Source organism: Mycobacterium sp. DL (genome assembly GCF_039729195.1).
In the GTDB taxonomy this organism is placed as follows: Bacteria; Actinomycetota; Actinomycetes; order Mycobacteriales; family Mycobacteriaceae; genus Mycobacterium; species Mycobacterium hippocampi_A.
In genome coordinates, this window is record NZ_CP155796.1 from 2474234 (window position 1) to 2492653 (window position 18420).

The following is an 18420-nucleotide window of genomic DNA, read 5'->3' on the forward strand; positions in this document are numbered from 1 at the left end:
GCGCGCGGTACCTTCCGCCGCGCGTTCCTGTTGGTTTGCGGCTTCTGCACCGTCGGTGCCGTCGGCGTCGTTGTACGCCTCGTTGCGGGGAACTTGCGAAGACGGGCTTTTGCCTTCCATGCCCTGACGCTCGCCTTTGCGAGCCGGATCATGGTGTCGGCTAACTTCTTGTCGACACGACCGACCATGGGGCGCGGGGGAATTGACTGCGACGGCGATTTGCCATGTTAGATTCCGGCGATTCCATGAAGCGAGCAGATCGGGGGACTGCGCATGGCCAGACGCCGTCGCAACGGACGTGACATGACCGACCGGACGCCTATGGTGGGCCGCGCCGGCATGACGAACCGCTGGTTGACCGCCGGCGCGGGAGGTGCGGCAGCGGTCGGCATCGGGGTGCTCCTGACCACGCAGTCGGCGACAACCGTTCGCCCCGTCGAACTGGCCTCGTTCGACTCGCTTCTCGCTCCGGCAGGTCCGCGTTTCTCCGATGAGCCGTGGTGGGTCTTGCCGACGGGCAATCGTGCCGGCAACCCGGAAGTCGCTCCGACGTCCGCGATTCCGATGATCGGTCCCGGTGGCTGGCTGATCGGAGACGGCGCCGACGCCGCCGCGGATTGTCTGGCTGCGGCGTGCAACGGCGGCAGCGGCGGACTGTTGTTCGGCAACGGCGGTGCCGGTGCCAACGGTGGCAAGGGCGGCAACGGCGGCCTGCTCGGTGGCAATGGCGGCCGCGGCGGTGACGGCGCCGAACCGGGTCAGGCCGGCGGTGACGGAGGCAGCGCCGGACTGCTGGCCCTCGCCGGTAACGGCGGCGACGGAGGTCGCGGGGCTGATGGCGCCGTCGGTGTCGGGGGAGGTCGCGGTGGTGCCGGCGGCAACGGCGGACTGTTGTTCGGCAACGGCGGTTCCGGCGGTGACGGCGGTGCCGGCGGAACGGGCATCGCCGGGAGCAACCCCGCCGCCCGAGGCAACGCCGCGACGGGAAACCCGAACTACCTGGGATCGACCGGCCTGCCCTATTCGAACAACGTCGTGGACGGCATGTTGGTCGGCGGCATGGGTGGCCGCGGAGCCGACGGCGCCACCGGGAGCAATCAGTCCGGCGGCAGGGGCGGTCAGGGGCAGGGCGTCACACCGTGGTTCGCCCCGCAGCACAACTTCGCCATCAGCGGAGCAGGCGGCGACGGCGGCGACGGCGCCGGTGGCGGTGTCGGTGGTGACGGCGGCGATGCCGGTCTGGCGCAGGGCTTTTCGCCCAGCGTCGCGGTCTTCGGATCCCATGGTGGAGTGGGCGGTGACGGTGGTGTCGGCGCACGGGGTGGTGACGGCGGCGACGGCGGTGACGTCAAGGTCGGTCAGACCCTCGGGTTCGGTGGGCCCGGCGGCTCGGGAGGCAACGGTGGTGCCGGGGCGGCCGGAGCGACCGGCACGAGCGGCGGGGACGGCGGCGCGGGCGGCCGCAGCGGACGGCTCAGCGGCAGCGGTGGGGCAGGCGGTTCGGGCGGTGCCGGTGGCACCGGCGGGAACGGTGCGACGGGCGGCGACGGTGGTAGCGGCGGCGCGGGCGGCGTCGACGCGTCCGATCCGGGCAGCGGGCCCGTGACGCCCGGTGCGGGCGGAAGCGGCGGAAGCGGCGGAAGTGGCGGGACGGGTGGCGACGGCGGTTCAGGCGGTGCCGGGGGCAAGGGTGGGGCCGGAAGCGCCGAAGGCCCGTCGGGGGCGGCCGGTGCGCACGGGTCGACGGGCGATGGCGGCGCAGGCGGGTCCGGTGGCACGGGCGGCAGTGGCGGAGCAGCAGGCGACGGCGGCCCGGGTGATTCCGGACGTTCGGGTGGCGCCGGCAGTGGTCCGACGGGTAGCAGCGGCGGTGCCGGTGGCGAGGGTGGCAGCGGCGGTGACGGCGGGCGCGGCTCAGACGACAGCGGCGACTGAACGACGGGGCGAGCTCAGATCGGCGACGCTTCGATGATGGAGGTCGGCGTTGCGGTCCCGATCACCCGGTCGAGGCGAAACCCCGCTCGTGACAATAGGTTCGCGTATTCGAGCTGAGTGCGTTCCCGTCCACCGGAGGTGACCAGCATCTCCAGGTCGAGCATCAGTGCCAGTGACTGGGTCGGTCGTTGCGGCAGCACCATCTCGAAGAGCAGCAGCGTGCCGCCGGAGGAGATGGCGGTCCGGATGTTCCGCAGGATCGTCAGGGACGTCTCGTCGTCCCAGTCGTGGATGATGTTCTTGAGCACGTAGGCATCGCCGCCGTCGGGAACGGCCGACATGAAGGAGCCACCTGAGGTCGACACGCGGTGGGCGACTCCTGAGGCATGCAGCGTCGACTCGGCGCCGCTGACGACCGAGGGCAGGTCGTAGAGGATGCCTCGGGCTTCGGGGGCACTGCGCAGGATCGTCGCGAGCAGCGCACCGTGACCGCCCCCGATATCAACGACCAGCGAGAAACGCGTGAAGTCGTACTGGCTGAGCGTGACGTCGTCGGTCAGGCCGCTGACTGCGGTCATCGCGTTGTTGAACACCTGCGCGAGTTCGGGGTCGGTGCCCAGCAGGTCGAAGAACGACATGCCGTGCACTTTGTGTACCGCCGCCTCTCCGCTGTGCACCGAGTGCAGCAGGTTGCCCCAGTCGGCCCAGCGCGCCGGATGCCCGATGAACAGCACCATGTCGCGCAGCGAGCCCTCGGAGTCGGAACGCAGCGCATCGCCGATGCCGGTGTTGGCGAACCTGCCGTCGCGGCGCTGTTTGAGCACACCCTTGCCGGCCAGAGCCCGCATCAGGCGGTACACCGCGTCCGGATCGGCGCCCACCTCGGCCGCGACATCGGTCGCCCGGGCCGGGCCGGGCGCCAGTACGTCCGGGATGCCGAGCTTGGCGGCGGTGTACAGCGCAGCCGTCGTCCACGAACCGGTGGCCATCTCGAGAAGCGCGATGTTGCCGGGCACCGAGGACCGGTGCAGTCTGGTCAGGCCGGAGCGGACCCGGTCGATCGCCCGGACCAGCCGAAGCGGCGGACCCTTGGGTGTTCCCGGCACCTGTCAGTCCAGGTAGTCCCGCAGAACCTGAGAACGGCTGGGGTGGCGCAACTTCGACATGGTCTTCGACTCGATTTGCCGGATGCGCTCCCGCGTCACGCCGTAGACCTGGCCGATCTCGTCGAGGGTGCGCGGCTGCCCGTCGGTGAGCCCGAACCGCAGCCGCACGACGCCGGCCTCGCGCTCGGACAGCGTCTCCAGCACGGACTGCAGCTGATCCTGCAGAAGGGTGAACGACACCGCGTCGACGGCCACGACCGCCTCGCTGTCCTCGATGAAGTCGCCGAGCTGAGAATCGCCCTCGTCACCGATGGTCTGGTCCAGGGAGATGGGCTCACGCGCATACTGCTGGATCTCCAGCACCTTCTCGGGCGTGATGTCCATTTCCTTGGCGAGTTCCTCGGGAGTGGGCTCGCGGCCCAGATCCTGAAGCAGTTCGCGCTGGATCCGGCCCAGCTTGTTGATCACCTCGACCATGTGGACAGGGATACGGATCGTGCGGGCCTGATCGGCCATCGCGCGGGTGATCGCCTGGCGGATCCACCATGTCGCGTACGTCGAGAACTTGTAACCCTTGGTGTAGTCGAACTTCTCCACCGCGCGGATGAGACCCAGGTTGCCCTCCTGGATCAGATCCAGGAATGCCATTCCGCGTCCGGTGTAGCGCTTGGCCAGCGACACCACCAGGCGCAGGTTCGCCTCCAGCAGATGATTCTTCGCGCGGTCGCCGTCCCGGCAGATCCACTGGTAATCACGGCGCTGCGCCGTCGTCAGCTTCTCGCCCCGCTCGGCGAACTCCGTCATCAGCTGGGTGCAGTACAGACCCGCCTCGATGCGCTTGGCGAGCTCGACCTCTTCCTCGGCGTTGAGCAGCGCGACCTTGCCGATCTGCTTGAGGTACGCGCGAACCGAGTCCGCCGAGGCCGTCAGCTCGGCGTCTTTGCGGGCCTGCCGCAGTGCCTCGGATTCTTCCTCGTCCCAGACGAAATCGCCGGATGCCTTGTCCTTCTCGGACGGTTCGGCGATCCCGTCGTCGTCGGCGTCGGCCTTGGCGGCCTTGCCGGCGGCCTTGGGTGCGGTCTTGGTTGCACCGTCGGCGTCGTCGGATGCTTCGTCGTCGGTGTCGGCTTCGTCCTCGACGACGATGTCCTCGAGGTCGATCTCGGTGTCGTCGACTTCGAGATCCTCGCCCGGTTCGACGATGTCCTCGGCGCTGTCGGAGTCGGCGAGATCGTCGTCGGCTGCGCCGGTGGCGGGGGCGGTGGCCTTCTTCGCTCTGCCCCGGGTGGCCGGCGCGTCAGCGGTCTTGGCGGCGCGCGGCTTGGCGGGCTTCGCCGCCTTCTTGGCGGGCGCGGTACCGTTCGCCGATTTTGCCGGCGCGGCTTTCTTGGCGGGGGCCTTCGTGGCGGTGCGCTTCACCGGCTCGTCGGTTGCCGGGCTTGCCTTCGTCGCTGCCACGTACACCCTTTCGGTCGTGCGGTTTTCGGCGCGCACGGGTGCGCCGCCGAAATGGTCGGCTATGTCGAATGTCGGCGTCGATCTCAACTCGGGATGCTTCACCGCTATTCGGTAGGCGGCCGCCGTCGACCATTGTAACGACAGTGTGGGTGACTGCCGCGCCGAGCGGCAAATTTGACGCGCCCGCGCGCCCGACTGCGGGGGTTACCCGTGAGTAGCAGTGACGTCGGTGTCGACCGCCATCGCGGCGCCGACGATGCCCGCGGTGTTCTGCAGGGCCGCCGCCACCACCGGTGTGCGGTTCTCGAGCAGTGGAATCCACTTGTGCGCTTTGCGGCTGATGCCGCCGCCGGCGATGAACAAGTCCGGCCAGATCGCATTCTCGATCGCCACCAGCACCTTCGTCACCTCCTGGGTCCAGCGCTCGTAGCTCCATTCCTTGCGGTCCTTGACCGAGCTCGCCGCTCGGTGCTCGGCCTCCTTGCCGCCGACCTCGAGGTGCCCGAACTCGGTGTTGGGCAGAAGCACGCCGTTGTGGATCACCGCTGAACCGATGCCGGTGCCGAAGGTCAGGAGCACGATGACGCCGGTGTTGTCCCTGCCGGCCCCGAATTTCTCCTCGGCGAGTCCGGCGGCGTCAGCGTCGTTGAGCACGGTCACCCGCCGCCCGCCCAGCGCTCCGCCGATGACCTCCTGGACGTTCGCGCCGATCCAGCCCTTGTCGACGTTGGCGGCCGTCCGCACGATGCCATCGGTCACCACCCCCGGGTAGGTCACTCCCAGCGGACCCTCCCACTCGAAGTGCGCCACCACATCGGCGATGGTCTTGGCGACCGCTTCGGGTGTGGCCGGCTGAGGGGTGAGCAGCTTGAAGCGCTCGCCGATCAACTGCCCGGTGTCGAGGTCGACGATCCCGCCCTTGACGCCACTACCGCCGACATCGATACCGAACCCGCGATGGTCCCCGGCGGCACCGGACTCGGGGGCAGTTGAATCGGCGGCGGTCATGGAAGCTCCTCTGCGCAGGTCGGGCGGCCATTGACGGCTTCGGCGCGGCTCGGCCGTTCGGCAGCCGACGCGCGTTCCACACACTATCGGCTGGTCAATCCCGATGTGTGCCAGTCCTGCATCCCATTCGGTCGCAGGATGTGCTGCGATGGGCACGTGACTGAGATCGACACGGACCCGACGCTGCTTCGTTCGGTGGCCGAGACGCTGGCCAAGGAGGCGGCGGCGTACGTCAGGGCACGTCGCTCCGAGGTCTTCGGCGCGGGTGCCGCGGCCGGCTCCGGTCGTGGTGTCGACGGGTCGTCGGTACGTGCCAAGAGCACCGCGACCGACCCCGTGACGGTCGTCGACACCGAGACCGAGCGGCTGTTACGGGACCGACTGGCTGAACTGCGCCCCGGCGAGCAGGTCCTCGGCGAAGAGGAGGGCGGACCGAGCGGCGCGGCGGACGGGCGACTCACCTGGGTGCTCGACCCCATCGACGGCACGGTCAACTTCCTCTACGGGATCGAGGCCTACGCGGTGTCGGTCGGCGTGCAGCAGAACGGCGTCTCGGTGGCCGGCGCGGTCGCCGACGTCGCCGCCGGTGCCATCTTCTCCGCGGCGCTCGGGCACGGTGCGCGGCTGGAGCGCGACGGTGTTGTCAGTGAGCTCAGGGCCAACACCATCACCGAACTGCCGATGGCCCTGGTGGGTACGGGGTTCGCCTACCAGCCCGATCGCCGAAGACGCCAGGGCGAGATCGTGGCCAGGCTGCTGCCGGACGTGCGTGACCTGCGCCGGATCGGTTCCTGCGCCCTGGACCTGTGCATGGTGGCCGCCGGCAGGCTCGACGCCTACTACGAGGACGGCGTGCACGTGTGGGACTGGGCGGCGGGTGCACTCATCGCCACCGAGGCCGGCGCGCACGTCCGGCTGCCGGAGTCGGTAGACGGCGCCGGGTTGGTGGTGGTCTCCGCGCCGGGCATCAGCGCGGCGCTCGACGAGGCGCTGGTCCGCTGCGGCGCGATGTGACGCGGCCCGCGGACGGCGCGCCTAACAGACGCCGCTGTGGATCCTGGACAGCAGTTCCGGGTCGGCCGGCTGCGTCGCGTCGGGCAGCAGGCTCGCCAGAGCGGCATCGATGTCGTCGCCGCCGCTCAGTTCGGTGAATTCGGTGCCCAGCGCGAGGTCCACGGTGTCGTCGTTGCGTTGGTCCTGGAAGAGCTCGGTGCACGGCGCCACCAACCAGACCGCTGCGGCCGCGGCTCGCCCGGACGGTCCGAAGCGGATCTGGCCCTGGCATTCCAGCCGCACCGTCTCGTAGATGGGGTCGTTGGCGGCTTCGGGATCGGCGAAGCCCAGATCGCGCAGTGCGCCCGCGACTTCGCCGGCCTGTCCGCCCTGCCCGCTGGCGTTGAGCACGCGGATTCTGGCGTCGGCGAGCTCGGCGGGGGTGACATCGGTCATCTCGGCGCGGGACACCTGCTCGCCGAGTTGGGGCCTGGGCGCGTTCGGATCCTCGGGCACCGGGGGCGGGTTGCAGACCGCGGCTTCGCGGATGTCCGGCGGGCGCGACAGGGCGATCACCCAGACCAGCAGGGTCACCGCCGCCAGTGCGATGAACAAGACGATCCCGGGGATGAAGTTGCGACGGCGAAACGGGCGTCCGTGTTTGTCGAACGCCGTGCCGTCTGTGATTTGCGCGACCACGGTGTGCACTCTAAGGCCACTGTGCGCAGGGGCTCCGACCGGCGCGAACGCTGATGTGACGCAAATCACAATAGAACCGGTGTCAATACGGGCACGAATCATTTGGCGGACGCGTTCGACGCTGGTACAAAGCACTGCTGCACAAAGCTTCACTGAGCTTTTTTGAGGGGACGAAGATGGCCACTGACTACGACGCCCCACGGCGCACCGAGACCGACGATGTCTCCGAGGATTCGCTCGAGGAACTGAAGGCACGGCGTAATGAAGCACAGTCGGCCGTCGTCGACGTCGACGAAACCGAGACTGCGGAATCTTTCGAGCTACCCGGTGCCGACCTGTCCGGGGAGGAACTGTCCGTCCGGGTGATCCCCAAGCAGGCAGACGAATTCACCTGCTCGAGTTGCTTCCTGGTCCATCACCGCAGCCGTCTCGCCAGCGAGAAGAACGGCATGATGATCTGCACCGACTGCGCCGCCTGACCCCACTCAAGCGTTCAAAGCGGCGAGCAACTTCGCCGGATCCTTTGCGCTGACCAGCCAGTACGGGGTCGGATCGTCGGGATCGTCGAGCACCAGCAGGGCCATCGGCCCGACCCATGCCCGGTGCACGACAAAGGCGGCCGGGTCGAGTTGGCGGCCCAGTGCCGCGGACTTGGCCGAACGGGGAACCTGGGCCGACCGGGAGACGACGCTCACCGGCAGGTGGGCGCCGCCCACCCACAGTTCCGTATCGCCGTTCTCGCTGACGACACGCAGTTCGCTTCGTCCGAGCCAGAGCAGCACGACGACCGCCACGGGCAGCAGCACGGCGAACGGCAGCCAGTTGGGCAGTGTCCTGATGCCCTGGTTGACCTGGAGCGCGATCAGCGACGCCAACCCCAAACCGGGCAGCCACCACCACCAGGGGACCCACAGGCGCTCGCGATAGCGAACGGTTTGAGTGGTGGCGCGCGTGTCGGACACGCAGCCAAGAGTAATCTCTGGGGTCGTGTCCACCTCTCTGGCGGTAGTGCGACTTGATCGCGACCTGCCGCTGCCCCATCGGGCCCACGACGGCGATGCGGGAGTCGATCTGTACAGCGCCCAGGACGTCGAGTTGGCGCCCGGTGAGCGAGCGCTGGTGCCGACGGGTGTCGCAGTGGCGATTCCCTTCGGCATGGTCGGTCTTGTGCATCCACGCTCGGGTCTGGCTGCCCGCGTAGGGCTTTCGATCGTGAACAGTCCCGGCACCGTGGATGCCGGCTATCGCGGCGAGATCAAGGTGGCACTGATCAACCTCGACCCCCGGGCCCCGATCGTCGTGCGGCGGGGAGACCGGATAGCTCAACTGCTCGTGCAGCGAGTCGAACTGCCCGAGCTGATCGAGGTGACGTCCTTTGACGAGGCCGGCCTGGCCGACACCACACGTGGCGACGGCGGCCACGGTTCCTCCGGCGGACATGCGAGTTTGTGAACATGGCACTGAAGAAGCAAGGCAATGACAGCTCCGGCACCCCCGAGGTGACGGCGGCGGATACCGACGAGGAGCTCGACGGTCCGTTCGACATCGACGACTTCGACGACCCGGCGGTCGCCGCGGTCGCCCGGCTGGACCTGGGTTCGGTACTGATCCCGATGCCCGATGCTGGGCAGGTACAGGTCGAGCTCAGCAACACCGGCGTGCCGAGCGCCATCTGGGTGGTGACCGAGAACGGCCGCTTCACGATCGCGGCATACGCGGCGCCCAAGTCCGCGGGCCTGTGGCGGGAGGTCGCCTCCGAGCTGGCCGACTCGCTGCGCAAGGACGTCCCGAAGGTGGGCATCGAGGACGGTCCGTGGGGGCGCGAAGTGGTCGGTGTCGGGGCCGAGAACGCCGGGGTGGTGCGCTTCATCGGCGTGGACGGCTACCGCTGGATGATCCGCTGCGTGGTCAGCGGACCGCACGACCGGATCGGCGCCCTGGCCGAACAGGCTCGAGAAGCTTTGGCGGACACCGTCGTTCGCCGTGGCGACACCCCGATGCCGGTTCGAACCCCGCTGCCGATCCAGCTGCCCGAACCCATGGCCGCCCAGCTTCAGGCCGCGACCGAGCAGGCTGCCGCACAGCAGGCCGCGGCGACAGGCCAGCCCCAGCCTCAGCCGCCGGTCGCCGAGCAGCAGCCCCAGCCCCCAACCGGGCAGCAGCAGCCCACTGCCCGACGCGGCACCCAGGGATCGGCGATGCAGCAGCTGCGCACCATCACGGGCGGCTGACCCGCTCCGGGTCCTGCGCGTCGCCGAGGGCGGCCAGGCACAACCTGCCCAGCACCGCGGGGTCTTCCCCGATCTGGTCGAGTGACACTGTGCGCAGCGCCGAATGCGGTGCGGCCGAAACCCACTCGATGCCCACCTCCATCGGGTGCACAGGGTCGTCGGTGGCTGACACCACACCCATCGGTGCGGCGAGCGCCTCCAGTTGCCGACTCGTCGGTGCGACGTAGCGGGCTGCTTCGTCCATCGCGTCCGGCAGCGACGGCCACTGTCCGACCCACGACCGCGTCAGCTCCTCGGCCAGCCAGGACGGACTCGACGCCTGCATCTGGCCGGTGACCGCCACCAGGCCGTCGCGCCGCAGCGATTCCGCGGTCAGGCGTGCCGACAGCGCGGCGGGTGCCGCATCGGGTGCGCCCGTCCAGGCCGGGAGCGCGGCGAGCGCGGCCACCACCCGGCCGGGATGTGCCAGTGCCCACGCCGCAGCGACCGCTGCGCCGATCGAGACACCACCCACCACGATCGGCGTCTGGCGGGCGGCGCCCTCGAGAGCCTCGAGATAACCCTCGACCAGACGGTGCGGTTGCGGCGGCGGGGTGACGACGACCGCGCCGACGTCGTGCAGAGCCGTCGAAAAGGCCCGGTAGACGAAGTCGTCGTCGGAGCCCGTGCCGGCAAGAAGGACGGTGGTGACACCGCGTAGATCGACCGCCATCCCACGATCGTGCCCGGTCGTGTGATCCCCGGCGCGGCGGGTCGGCCCTACGTGGCAAATCGGAACCAAGAGGTCTACCGTGGCGTCTGTTGGGTCAATCCGCAGTGGATTGACAGGACTCAGGAGAAGCCATGGCCACGGCCGAGGGGTATCTTCGGCGGCTCACCCGTCGGTTGACCGAGGATCCGGAACAACTCGACGTACAGGAGCTCAGCGACGAAGCCGCAAGCACCGGTGCGCAGAAGGCGATCGACTGTCAGCGCGGCCAGGAGGTGACCATGGTCGGCACCCTGCGCAGCGTCGAATGCAACGGCAAGAGTTGCGCAGGCGGCGTCAAGGCCGAACTGTTCGACGGCACCGACTCGGTGATGCTGGTCTGGCTCGGCCAGCGCCGCATCCCGGGCATCGAATCCGGTCGAACCCTCAAAGTGCACGGACGTGTCGGCAAGCTGGACAACGGTGCCAAGGCGATCTACAACCCCCACTACGAGATTCAAAAGTGAGTGACCCCGGCACCGAACCGGGCACGCAGACCACAGCTCCTCGGGGCGCCGCTGTCCTCGAGCAGATGGGCGGCATCAGCGGGCTGATCTATTCATCGCTGCCCGTGGTGGTGTTCGTTCCCGTGTCCTCCGCGTTCGGCCTCATGCCCGCCATCGGCGCCGCCCTGGCCGTGGCGACGCTGATCCTGCTGTGGCGCCTGTACCGGCGGGACTCGGTGCAACCGGCCATATCGGGTTTCTTCGCCGTCGGGATCAGTGCGCTCATCGCCTACCTGGTAGGCGCCTCCAAAGGCTATTTCCTGCTCGGGATCTGGACGTCACTGTTCTGGGCCGTCGTGTTCACCATCTCGGTTGTGATCCGTCGCCCGATTGTCGGCTACGCGTGGGGGTGGGTCAGCTCTCACGACCGCAGTTGGCGGGAGGTGCGGCGCGCAGTGGTGGCCTTCGACGTGGCGACCCTGGTGTGGGTGGCGGTGTTCTCCGCCCGCTTCGTGGTGCAGCACCACCTGTACGACGCCGACCAGACCGGCTGGCTCGGGGTGGCGCGGATCGCGATGGGCTGGCCGCTGACAGCGGTGGCCGCGTTGGTGACCTATCTGGCGATCAGAGCCGCGAAGGCGGCGGTGCAGGAGCGCGACGCCGCCGTGGAGGCCCAGACGCCGGACAGCGATCCCGTGGTCGATCCGGTCTCCGACGACGACGCCTCGGCGCAGAAGCCGCACTGACCGTCGGTCAGCGTTGACGCGGCCGCAGCAGTTGCTCGCGCAGCTCGTCCTCCACCTCGCTCACAGCGACGAACAGCAGTTCGTCGCCGCCTTCGAGCGGTTCGTCGCCCTCCGGGACGATGACGCGGGGGCCGCGCAGGATCGTCACCAGCGCTGCGTCTCGGGGGAGCTCGAGCCGCTTGACCGGCTTGCCGCCCCACGGGGTGTCGTCGGGAAGGGTGATCTCCACCAGATTCGCCTGGCCCTTGCTGAACTCCATCAGCCGCACCAGATCGCCGACCGACACCGCCTCCTCGACCAGCGAGGCCAACATCCGTGGGGTCGACACCGCGACGTCGACACCCCAGGCCTCGTCGAAGAGCCACTCGTTACGGGGATCGTTCACGCGGGCGACCACCCGGGCCACCGCGAACTCCGTCTTCGACAGCAGGCTCAGCACGACGTTGGCCTTGTCGTCGCCGGTGGCGGCGATCACCACGTCGAACTCCTCGAGTTTGACCGATTCGAGCAGGCTGAGCTCGCAGGCATCGCCGAGTCGCCACTGCGCTGACGGGATCGCGTCGACGTCGATGTGGTCCGGATTGCGCTCGAGCAGCGTCACGTCGTGGGATTCGACCAGCTCGCGGGCGATGGATCGACCCACGGCCCCGGCCCCGGCGATCGCGACCTTCACCGGATTGCTCCTCGCGTCCGCTGCATCACGACTCCGAGTCCGCGCTGGGCGGCAACGCCGCGATGGCCAGTGCTTCGGCGATGTGGCCGGAGATCGCGGCCAGGTACACCTGGTCGCCGGCCTGGATGACGGTCTTGGCGTCCGGCAGCGTGCCGGCGCCGAAGCGGATCATGAAGGAGACCCGCCCCGCGGTGGCGGCTTCCAGCTCGGTCACCCGGCGGCCCACCCAGTCCTCGTGCAATGCGAGCTCGGTCACCCCGACGTTGCCCGTGGGGTCGCGCCACTTGGTGGTCTCGGTCTCCCGGGTCAGGACGTTGAGCAGCCGATCGGTTGTCCACGGCACGGTCGCGACGGTGGGGATACCGAGTCGTTCGTAGACCGCCGCGCGCTTGGCGTCGTAGATGCGCGCGACCACCCGCGACACACCGAACGTCTCACGCGCGACGCGCGCGGAGATGATGTTGGAGTTGTCACCCGAGGAGACCGCCGCGAAGGCTGCGGCGTCCTCGATGCCGGCACGCAACAGCACGTCACGGTCGAAGCCCATCCCGAGCACGCGTTCGCCGGAGAAGTCGGCGGAGAGCCGGTGGAAAGCTGTTCCGTCCCGGTCGATCACAGCGACGTCGTGGCCGATCCTGGCCAGGCTGTCCGACAGGGATGCGCCCACCCGGCCGCATCCCATCACCACTACACGCACCTGACGGTCCTTCCCGGCCGGAGCCAGAGGTGGCTTACGTAATCTGCTGCTGCAGTACCTGCGCACTCGGAACGCTACCGGTATTCGCATGTGGGCTTACTCTTGGCACTCGTGTCCAAGCTTTCCACCGCCGCGCGGCGGCTGTTGCTGGGCCGGCCCTTCCGCAGCGACAACCTGTCGCACACCCTGCTGCCCAAGCGGATAGCCCTGCCGGTCTTCGCCTCCGATGCGTTGTCCTCCACGGCCTACGCCCCGGAGGAGATCTTCCTGGTGCTGTCGGTGGCCGGGCTGGCCTCCTACTCGATGGCGCCGTGGATCGGTCTGGCGGTGGCCGCGGTGATGCTCATCGTGATCGCCAGTTACCGGCAGAACGTTCATGCCTACCCCTCGGGCGGGGGCGACTACGAGGTCGTCAACACCAACCTCGGCCCGACCGCCGGACTCACCGTCGCCAGCGCTCTGCTGGTCGACTACGTGCTGACCGTCGCGGTGTCGATGTCCGCTGCGATGTCCAACATCGGGTCGGCGGTGCCGTTCATCAACGAACACAAGGTGTGGTTCGCGGTCGCGGCGATCCTGACGCTGGCGGCGTTGAATCTGCGGGGTATCCGCGAATCGGGCACTGCATTCGCGATTCCGACCTACGCCTTCATGATCGGCATGTCGATCATGTTGGCCTGGGGGTTCTTCCAGATCTATGTGCTGGGCACCCCGCTGCGTGCGGAATCGGCCGATTTCGAGATGCACTCCGAGCACGGTGATGTCCTCGGCTTCGCGCTGATCTTCCTGGTGGCACGGGCGTTCTCGTCGGGCAGCGCGGCCCTGACCGGCGTCGAGGCGATCAGCAACGGCGTCCCGGCGTTCCGAAAGCCCAAGTCCCGCAACGCCGCCACCACACTGCTGATGTTGGGCGTCATCGCGGTCACACTGTTCATGGGAATCATCATGCTCGCCAGGGCGATCGGCGTGCAGATCGCGGAGCGGCCGAGCGAACAGCTCGTCGGGGCGCCGGAGAACTATCAGCAGAAGACCTTGATCGTCCAGCTGGCCGAGACGGTGTTCCACGGCTTCCCGCTGGGTCTGTTCCTCATCGCCCTGGTGACAGCTCTGATCCTGGTGTTGGCGGCGAACACGGCGTTCAACGGTTTCCCCGTGCTCGGATCGATCCTGGCGCAGGACCGGTACCTGCCGCGCCAGCTGCACACCCGCGGCGACCGGTTGGCCTTCTCCAACGGAATCCTGTTCCTGGCGTTCGGCGCGGTTGCCTTCGTGGTGGCGTTCCAGGCTCAGGTGACCGCGCTGATCCAGCTCTACATCGTCGGGGTGTTCGTGTCGTTCACCTTCAGCCAGATCGGCATGGTGCGGCACTGGACCCGGCTGCTGCGCACCGAGACCGACACCGCGGTCCGCAGCCGGATGAAACGCTCCCGGGTGATCAACGCGATCGGCCTGATCTGCACCGGCACGGTGCTGGTCATCGTGGTCGTCACGAAGTTCGTCGCCGGAGCATGGATCGCGATCGTGGCGATGAGCGCGCTGTTCGGGATCATGAAGCTCATCCACAAGCACTACGCATCGGTCAGCCGCGAGCTCGAACTGCGTTCGGCGGAGGCCGACGACATGGTGCTGCCCAGCCGCAACCACGCGATCGTGCTGGTGTCGAACGCGCATATGCCGACACTGCGGGCACTGGCCTATGCGCGGGCCACCCGTCCGGACATGTTGGAGGCCATCACCGTCAGCGTCGACGATGCCGAAACCCGCGCACTGGTGCACAAGTGGGAGCAGAGCGACATCAGCGTGCCGCTGAAGGTGATCGCGTCGCCGTATCGCGAGATCACCCGCCCCGTGCTCGATTACGTCAAACGGGTAGGCAAGGACTCACCGCGCACCGTGGTCACGGTGTTCATTCCCGAGTACGTCGTGGGGCACTGGTGGGAACAGTTGCTGCACAACCAGAGTGCGCTGCGGTTGAAGGGCAGGCTGCTGTTCGAACCCAATGTCATGGTCACTTCTGTTCCCTGGCAACTCTCTTCCTCGGAGCGATTGAAGAAGCTGCAGCCCCAGTCGGCTCCCGGCGACGCACGCAAAGGATTCCTGGAGTGAGCAAGACTCCTGAGACGAGCGCATACGCCCCGCCCGACGAACTGACGCTGACCACCGGCGCCGCGGCCAACGGGGGGAGTTGTGTGGCGCGTCACGATGGCCGCGTGGTGTTCGTGCGGTACGCGCTGCCCTTCGAAACGGTGCGGGTTCGACTGACAGGCAATGCAGGTGGTCGCGGCTCGTACTGGAACGCCGAGGTCATCGAGGTGCTGGAGGCATCCGAGGACAGGATCGACCCGCTGTGCCCGATCGCCGGCGTGGATGGGTCGGGGTGCTGTGATCTGGCCTTCGCCGACCCGGGCGCCGCACGTCGGCTCAAGGGTGCGGTGGTGGCCAATCAGCTTGCGCGCCTTGGCGGATACCACTGGCGCGACGAGAGTGAGGCCACCGCGCAGCCGGTCGGCGAGAGGGGTGCCACCGGGTGGCGGACCCGCGTGCGGCTGGACACCTCGCGGGACGGTCGCGCGGGCTTCCATCGGTACCACAGTCCGGAGCTCGTGCATCAGCTCGACTGTGCGCAACTGCCCCCGGGGATGCTTGCCGGCATCGCCGAGAAGCAGTGGCCATCGGAGTCCCACGTCCACGTCGCGATCGACGACGACGGCACCCGCCACGTGGTGGTGGCGGGCACGCCCGGCGCCCGGAAGGGCACGTCTGCCGGAGGCGGACACCGGACGACCGTGGCCGAGGGCGGGTACGAGGCCGTCCAGCGGGTCGGCGGACGCAGCTGGCAGGTCCCGGTGACGGCTTTCTGGCAGGCACACCACGACGCGCCCGCGCTCTACAGTTCGCTGGTGACCGAGTGGGCACAACTGGGCGAGGGGATGACGGCCTGGGATCTGTACGGCGGCGCGGGCGTTTTCGCCGCGGCCCTCGCGCAGGCGGTCGGCGACACCGGCCGGGTGCTCACCGTCGACACCTCGCGTGGGGCGTCCCGCTCGGCGCGTGCCGCGCTGGCGGATCTCAGCGGCGTCTCGGTGCTGACCGAATCCGTGCGGCGGGCGCTGGCGGCGCAGCGGCAGCGCGCAGACGTCGCCGTGCTGGACCCGCCACGCACGGGGGCCGGCCGTGAGGTGATCGATCTGCTGGCGGCTGCCGAAGTGCCTCGAATCATCCATATCGGTTGCGAGGCTGCATCTTTCGCGCGAGATATCGGCCTCTACCGGGGTCACGGTTATGCCGTCGAGCAGCTCGAGGTGTTCGACTCGTTCCCGTTGACCCACCATGTCGAATGCGTCGCCGTGCTGACTCGCTGAGCGCGGATCACTTCGTGCTATGGGCCGGGCTGTTCCAACTCGTCGACTGCTGACTCCATCCGCTCCAGCACCTCGCGAAGCTCCGCAAGGGCCTCTCTGAGGTCGGTGGCAGACGTGGGGATGTTGTCGGAACCGGGTGCCGGTGTTCCGCTCTGCGGACCGGGCGGCATGGCGACCTCCGGTGGCGGCAGTGCCTCGGCGGTCGGCGGGGGAGCTGACGCGGCATCACCACCGGGTGCGGTGGCGACCCGCCCGGTGCCCGGTCCGAACACCTGGTCGAGGGCCTCTGCGAGCGTCGGTCCGTAACCAACGCGGACCCCGCCGGCTCCGGGCTCACGGAAGCTCACCAGCACCCGCGACAACTGCGGAAACGTCGAACTGTTCGGATTGGTCGAGATACGTTCGGTGTAGAGCGGTTCCACGTACAGCACTCCGCCGTCAGCGATCGGCAGTGTGAGCAGATTTCCGTAGTGGATCCGGTTCGACCGCTCCAGAAGTGTGCGCTCCGAGGCAACCCGGGTGTCGGAGATCATGGAGTTCTGAATCTGTTGTGGACCCTGCGTGAGGGTGTCGGTAGGCAGTTTGAACACGGTGAGCCGGCCGTAGTCGTCAGGATCTGAGTGCGCAGAAATGTAGGCGGAGAGGAACTCTCGGTTGTATCCCACCATCGCCGTCGCGAGCCGGAACGACGGCTCGGATGTCTGCTCGTCACCTACGAGGATGTAAAACGGCGGTTGTGTCGGCATGGCATCGTCGGTCGGGTCGCTGGGTACCGACCAGAACGCGTTCGTGGTGAAGAACTCTCGCGGCTCGTCGACGTGATACCTGGCCAGCAGTTCCCTCTGGACGCGGAACAGGTCCTCGGGATAGCGGAAATGAACGCGAAGTTCGTCGGGGATCTCTTCTTCGGCCTTGACGGTGCCGGGTAACGAGCGCATCCATGCAGAGAGCACCGGGTCGGCGGGGTCGAACTGATAGAGCGTCACGGTGCCGTCGTAGGCGTCGACGGTTGCCTTGACCGAGTTCCGCGCGTACGAGACCTCGTTGCCTGCACGTACCGCACCGGTGCCTGTGGTGACGGGTCCTTCCAGCGACATCCGTTGCGCGTAGGGATAGGCATCAAGGGTTGTGTAACCGTCGATGATCCACAGGATGCGACCGTCGACCACGGCAGGGTAGGTGTTGGCATCGGTGGTGAGCCACGGCGCCACCCGCTGCACCCGTTCCTTCGGGTCGCGGTGGAAGAGCACCTTTGACTCCGAGCCGAGCGCGCGGGAGAACAGGATGTTGCGTTCGACAAAATGCGCGGCGAATACGCTGCGGTGGAACCAGTCTCCGATTGCGACTCCGCCGGCACCGGTGTAGCTGTAGGTCGAGGTATCGGTGTCGTATTCGCGCGGTGGGGAGTCCGGGGCGCCACCGACGATTGCGTAATCGGGGTCCGACTGTGCGATGACCTCGCCGAAGTAGATTCGGGGTTGGTCCACGGGGATGACCTGGTTGCCGGCCGCCTGGGTGGCGATGTCGCTGACGGCGTAGATCGGGTAACCGCTGTTGGTCTCAGACGCCTCCTCGGCGTCGCGCACGGCCGCATTGACCCGGTTGGCGGGGGCGGCGACAAAGCCGTTGCCGTGGGTGTAGACGGTGTGGCGGTTGATCCAGTCGGTCTGATTGCCGGTCAGGCTGTCGGGTGAGAGTTCGCGCACTCCGACGATGTAGTCCTGCAGCTGACCGTCGATGCGATACCGATCGATGTCGAGGATGTCGGGGAAGCTGTAGAAGTTCTTGAGCTGCTGTTGCTGGGTGAACGTCCGGGACAGAATGTTCGGGTCGAGTAACCGTGCCTGCGCGATGGTCGTCCGGTCGGCCGGTACTTCCTGCGGAGGTCTGGTGCCGACTCCCGGGTAGTCTCGGTATTCGACGGTGTCGTCGCCCAGGTGGAAAGCCTGCCGGGTCGCGTCTATGTTGCGCTGGATGTAGGGCCGTTCGACGTCGGCGGCATTGGGCCGGACCGAGATCTGTTCCATCAGCATCGGCCATATTCCGCTCACCAGTATCGACGACAGGACCAGCAGGGCAGTCGCCATGGCAGGTATACGCATGTCGCGGAGGAACACCGCAGCGAAGAAGGTCGCAGCGCACAGCACGGCGATCGCAAGCAGCACGAGTCTGGCGGGCAGGCTCGCATGGATGTCGGTATATCCCGCGCCGGTGAACGTCGGTTCCTTGCGCCCCCCGGTGAGGGGCGTGTCTCATTGACTGTGTAAGGGGTTGGGCCTGAATGGTGGTCAGGCATGCTGACTGCCGGACAGGAGTGA

At 68.0% G+C, this 18420-nt stretch carries 17 protein-coding genes and 1 pseudogene; 9 read left to right on the forward strand and 9 right to left on the reverse strand.

Going from position 1 to position 18420, the window contains the following annotated elements; translation table 11 throughout:
• The first annotated feature begins 273 nt into the window (after positions 1-273).
• Positions 274-1935: a hypothetical protein gene (locus ABDC78_RS11955; protein WP_347133438.1), complete on the forward strand. Its 1662-nt coding sequence runs from the start codon at positions 274-276 to the stop codon at positions 1933-1935.
• Positions 1936-1949: 14 nt separating this feature from the next.
• Here ABDC78_RS11955 and ABDC78_RS11960 read toward each other — a convergent pair whose 3' ends face one another.
• The 3 genes from ABDC78_RS11960 to ppgK all read right to left on the reverse strand — a co-directional run bounded on the left by ABDC78_RS11960 (position 1950) and on the right by ppgK (position 5507).
• Positions 1950-3041, reverse strand: a complete 1092-nt coding sequence (locus ABDC78_RS11960) for a methyltransferase (protein WP_178358551.1) — start codon at positions 3039-3041, stop codon at positions 1950-1952.
• Positions 3042-3044: 3 nt separating this feature from the next.
• Positions 3045-4499 (reverse strand): RNA polymerase sigma factor, encoded by a 1455-nt coding sequence (locus ABDC78_RS11965; protein ID WP_178358615.1) that lies wholly within the window; start codon positions 4497-4499, stop codon positions 3045-3047.
• 204 nt (positions 4500-4703) lie between these two features.
• On the reverse strand, positions 4704-5507 hold the full coding sequence (gene ppgK, locus ABDC78_RS11970; RefSeq protein WP_178358550.1) for a polyphosphate--glucose phosphotransferase: 804 nt from the start codon (positions 5505-5507) through the stop codon (positions 4704-4706).
• A 138-nt stretch (positions 5508-5645) separates the two neighbouring features.
• Here ppgK and ABDC78_RS11975 point away from each other — a divergent pair, with 138 nt between their 5' ends.
• Positions 5646-6521 (forward strand): inositol monophosphatase family protein, encoded by an 876-nt coding sequence (locus tag ABDC78_RS11975; RefSeq protein WP_218620646.1) that lies wholly within the window; start codon positions 5646-5648, stop codon positions 6519-6521.
• Positions 6522-6542: 21 nt separating this feature from the next.
• Here ABDC78_RS11975 and cei read toward each other — a convergent pair whose 3' ends face one another.
• Positions 6543-7199 carry an envelope integrity protein Cei gene (gene cei / locus ABDC78_RS11980; RefSeq protein ID WP_178358548.1) on the reverse strand — a complete coding sequence of 219 codons (657 nt, stop codon included), beginning with the start codon at positions 7197-7199 and terminating at the stop codon, positions 6543-6545.
• 176 nt (positions 7200-7375) lie between these two features.
• Between cei and ABDC78_RS11985 the strand changes: the two genes are divergently transcribed.
• Positions 7376-7678: a DUF4193 domain-containing protein gene (locus tag ABDC78_RS11985; RefSeq protein WP_178358547.1), complete on the forward strand. Its 303-nt coding sequence runs from the start codon at positions 7376-7378 to the stop codon at positions 7676-7678.
• 6 nt (positions 7679-7684) lie between these two features.
• Here the strand turns inward: ABDC78_RS11985 and ABDC78_RS11990 are convergent, their stop codons facing one another.
• Positions 7685-8161 carry a DUF3093 domain-containing protein gene (locus tag ABDC78_RS11990; protein WP_178358546.1) on the reverse strand — a complete coding sequence of 159 codons (477 nt, stop codon included), beginning with the start codon at positions 8159-8161 and terminating at the stop codon, positions 7685-7687.
• Between the two features lie 25 nt (positions 8162-8186).
• On the opposite strand from ABDC78_RS11990, the gene dut reads away from it, so the two are divergent.
• Both dut and ABDC78_RS12000 read left to right on the forward strand, forming a co-directional pair.
• A complete protein-coding gene (dut, locus tag ABDC78_RS11995) occupies positions 8187-8651 on the forward strand; it encodes a dUTP diphosphatase (protein ID WP_178358545.1) in 465 nt (154 codons plus the stop codon).
• Between the two features lie 2 nt (positions 8652-8653).
• Positions 8654-9430 carry a DUF3710 domain-containing protein gene (locus ABDC78_RS12000; protein WP_178358544.1) on the forward strand — a complete coding sequence of 259 codons (777 nt, stop codon included), beginning with the start codon at positions 8654-8656 and terminating at the stop codon, positions 9428-9430.
• Here the strand turns inward: ABDC78_RS12000 and ABDC78_RS12005 are convergent.
• Positions 9417-10142, reverse strand: coding sequence for an alpha/beta hydrolase (locus ABDC78_RS12005; RefSeq protein WP_178358543.1), 726 nt, complete (start codon positions 10140-10142; stop codon positions 9417-9419). The genes ABDC78_RS12000 and ABDC78_RS12005 overlap by 14 nt on opposite strands.
• A 131-nt stretch (positions 10143-10273) precedes the next feature.
• On the opposite strand from ABDC78_RS12005, the gene ABDC78_RS12010 reads away from it, so the two are divergent.
• Both ABDC78_RS12010 and ABDC78_RS12015 read left to right on the forward strand, forming a co-directional pair.
• Positions 10274-10645, forward strand: a complete 372-nt coding sequence (locus ABDC78_RS12010) for an OB-fold nucleic acid binding domain-containing protein (protein WP_178358542.1) — start codon at positions 10274-10276, stop codon at positions 10643-10645.
• A complete protein-coding gene (locus ABDC78_RS12015; protein ID WP_178358541.1) occupies positions 10642-11370 on the forward strand; it encodes a DUF3159 domain-containing protein in 729 nt (242 codons plus the stop codon). The genes ABDC78_RS12010 and ABDC78_RS12015 overlap by 4 nt, the downstream gene beginning before the upstream one ends.
• Before the next feature lie 7 nt (positions 11371-11377).
• Here ABDC78_RS12015 and ABDC78_RS12020 read toward each other — a convergent pair whose 3' ends face one another.
• Positions 11378-12043 (reverse strand): TrkA family potassium uptake protein, encoded by a 666-nt coding sequence (locus ABDC78_RS12020; RefSeq protein WP_178358540.1) that lies wholly within the window; start codon positions 12041-12043, stop codon positions 11378-11380.
• Positions 12044-12068: 25 nt separating this feature from the next.
• A complete protein-coding gene (locus ABDC78_RS12025) occupies positions 12069-12740 on the reverse strand; it encodes a TrkA family potassium uptake protein (protein ID WP_178358539.1) in 672 nt (223 codons plus the stop codon).
• Positions 12741-12851: 111 nt separating this feature from the next.
• Between ABDC78_RS12025 and ABDC78_RS12030 the strand changes: the two genes are divergently transcribed.
• Both ABDC78_RS12030 and ABDC78_RS12035 read left to right on the forward strand, forming a co-directional pair.
• Positions 12852-14846 (forward strand): APC family permease, encoded by a 1995-nt coding sequence (locus tag ABDC78_RS12030; protein ID WP_178358538.1) that lies wholly within the window; start codon positions 12852-12854, stop codon positions 14844-14846.
• Positions 14843-16102, forward strand: a complete 1260-nt coding sequence (locus tag ABDC78_RS12035) for a class I SAM-dependent RNA methyltransferase (protein WP_178358537.1) — start codon at positions 14843-14845, stop codon at positions 16100-16102. Before ABDC78_RS12030 ends, ABDC78_RS12035 begins: the two co-directional genes overlap by 4 nt.
• Positions 16103-16119: 17 nt before the next feature.
• Here the strand turns inward: ABDC78_RS12035 and ABDC78_RS12040 are convergent.
• Positions 16120-18345 (reverse strand): annotated as a pseudogene (locus ABDC78_RS12040) (UPF0182 family protein); the annotation flags it as partial.
• Positions 18346-18420 lie beyond the last annotated feature (75 nt).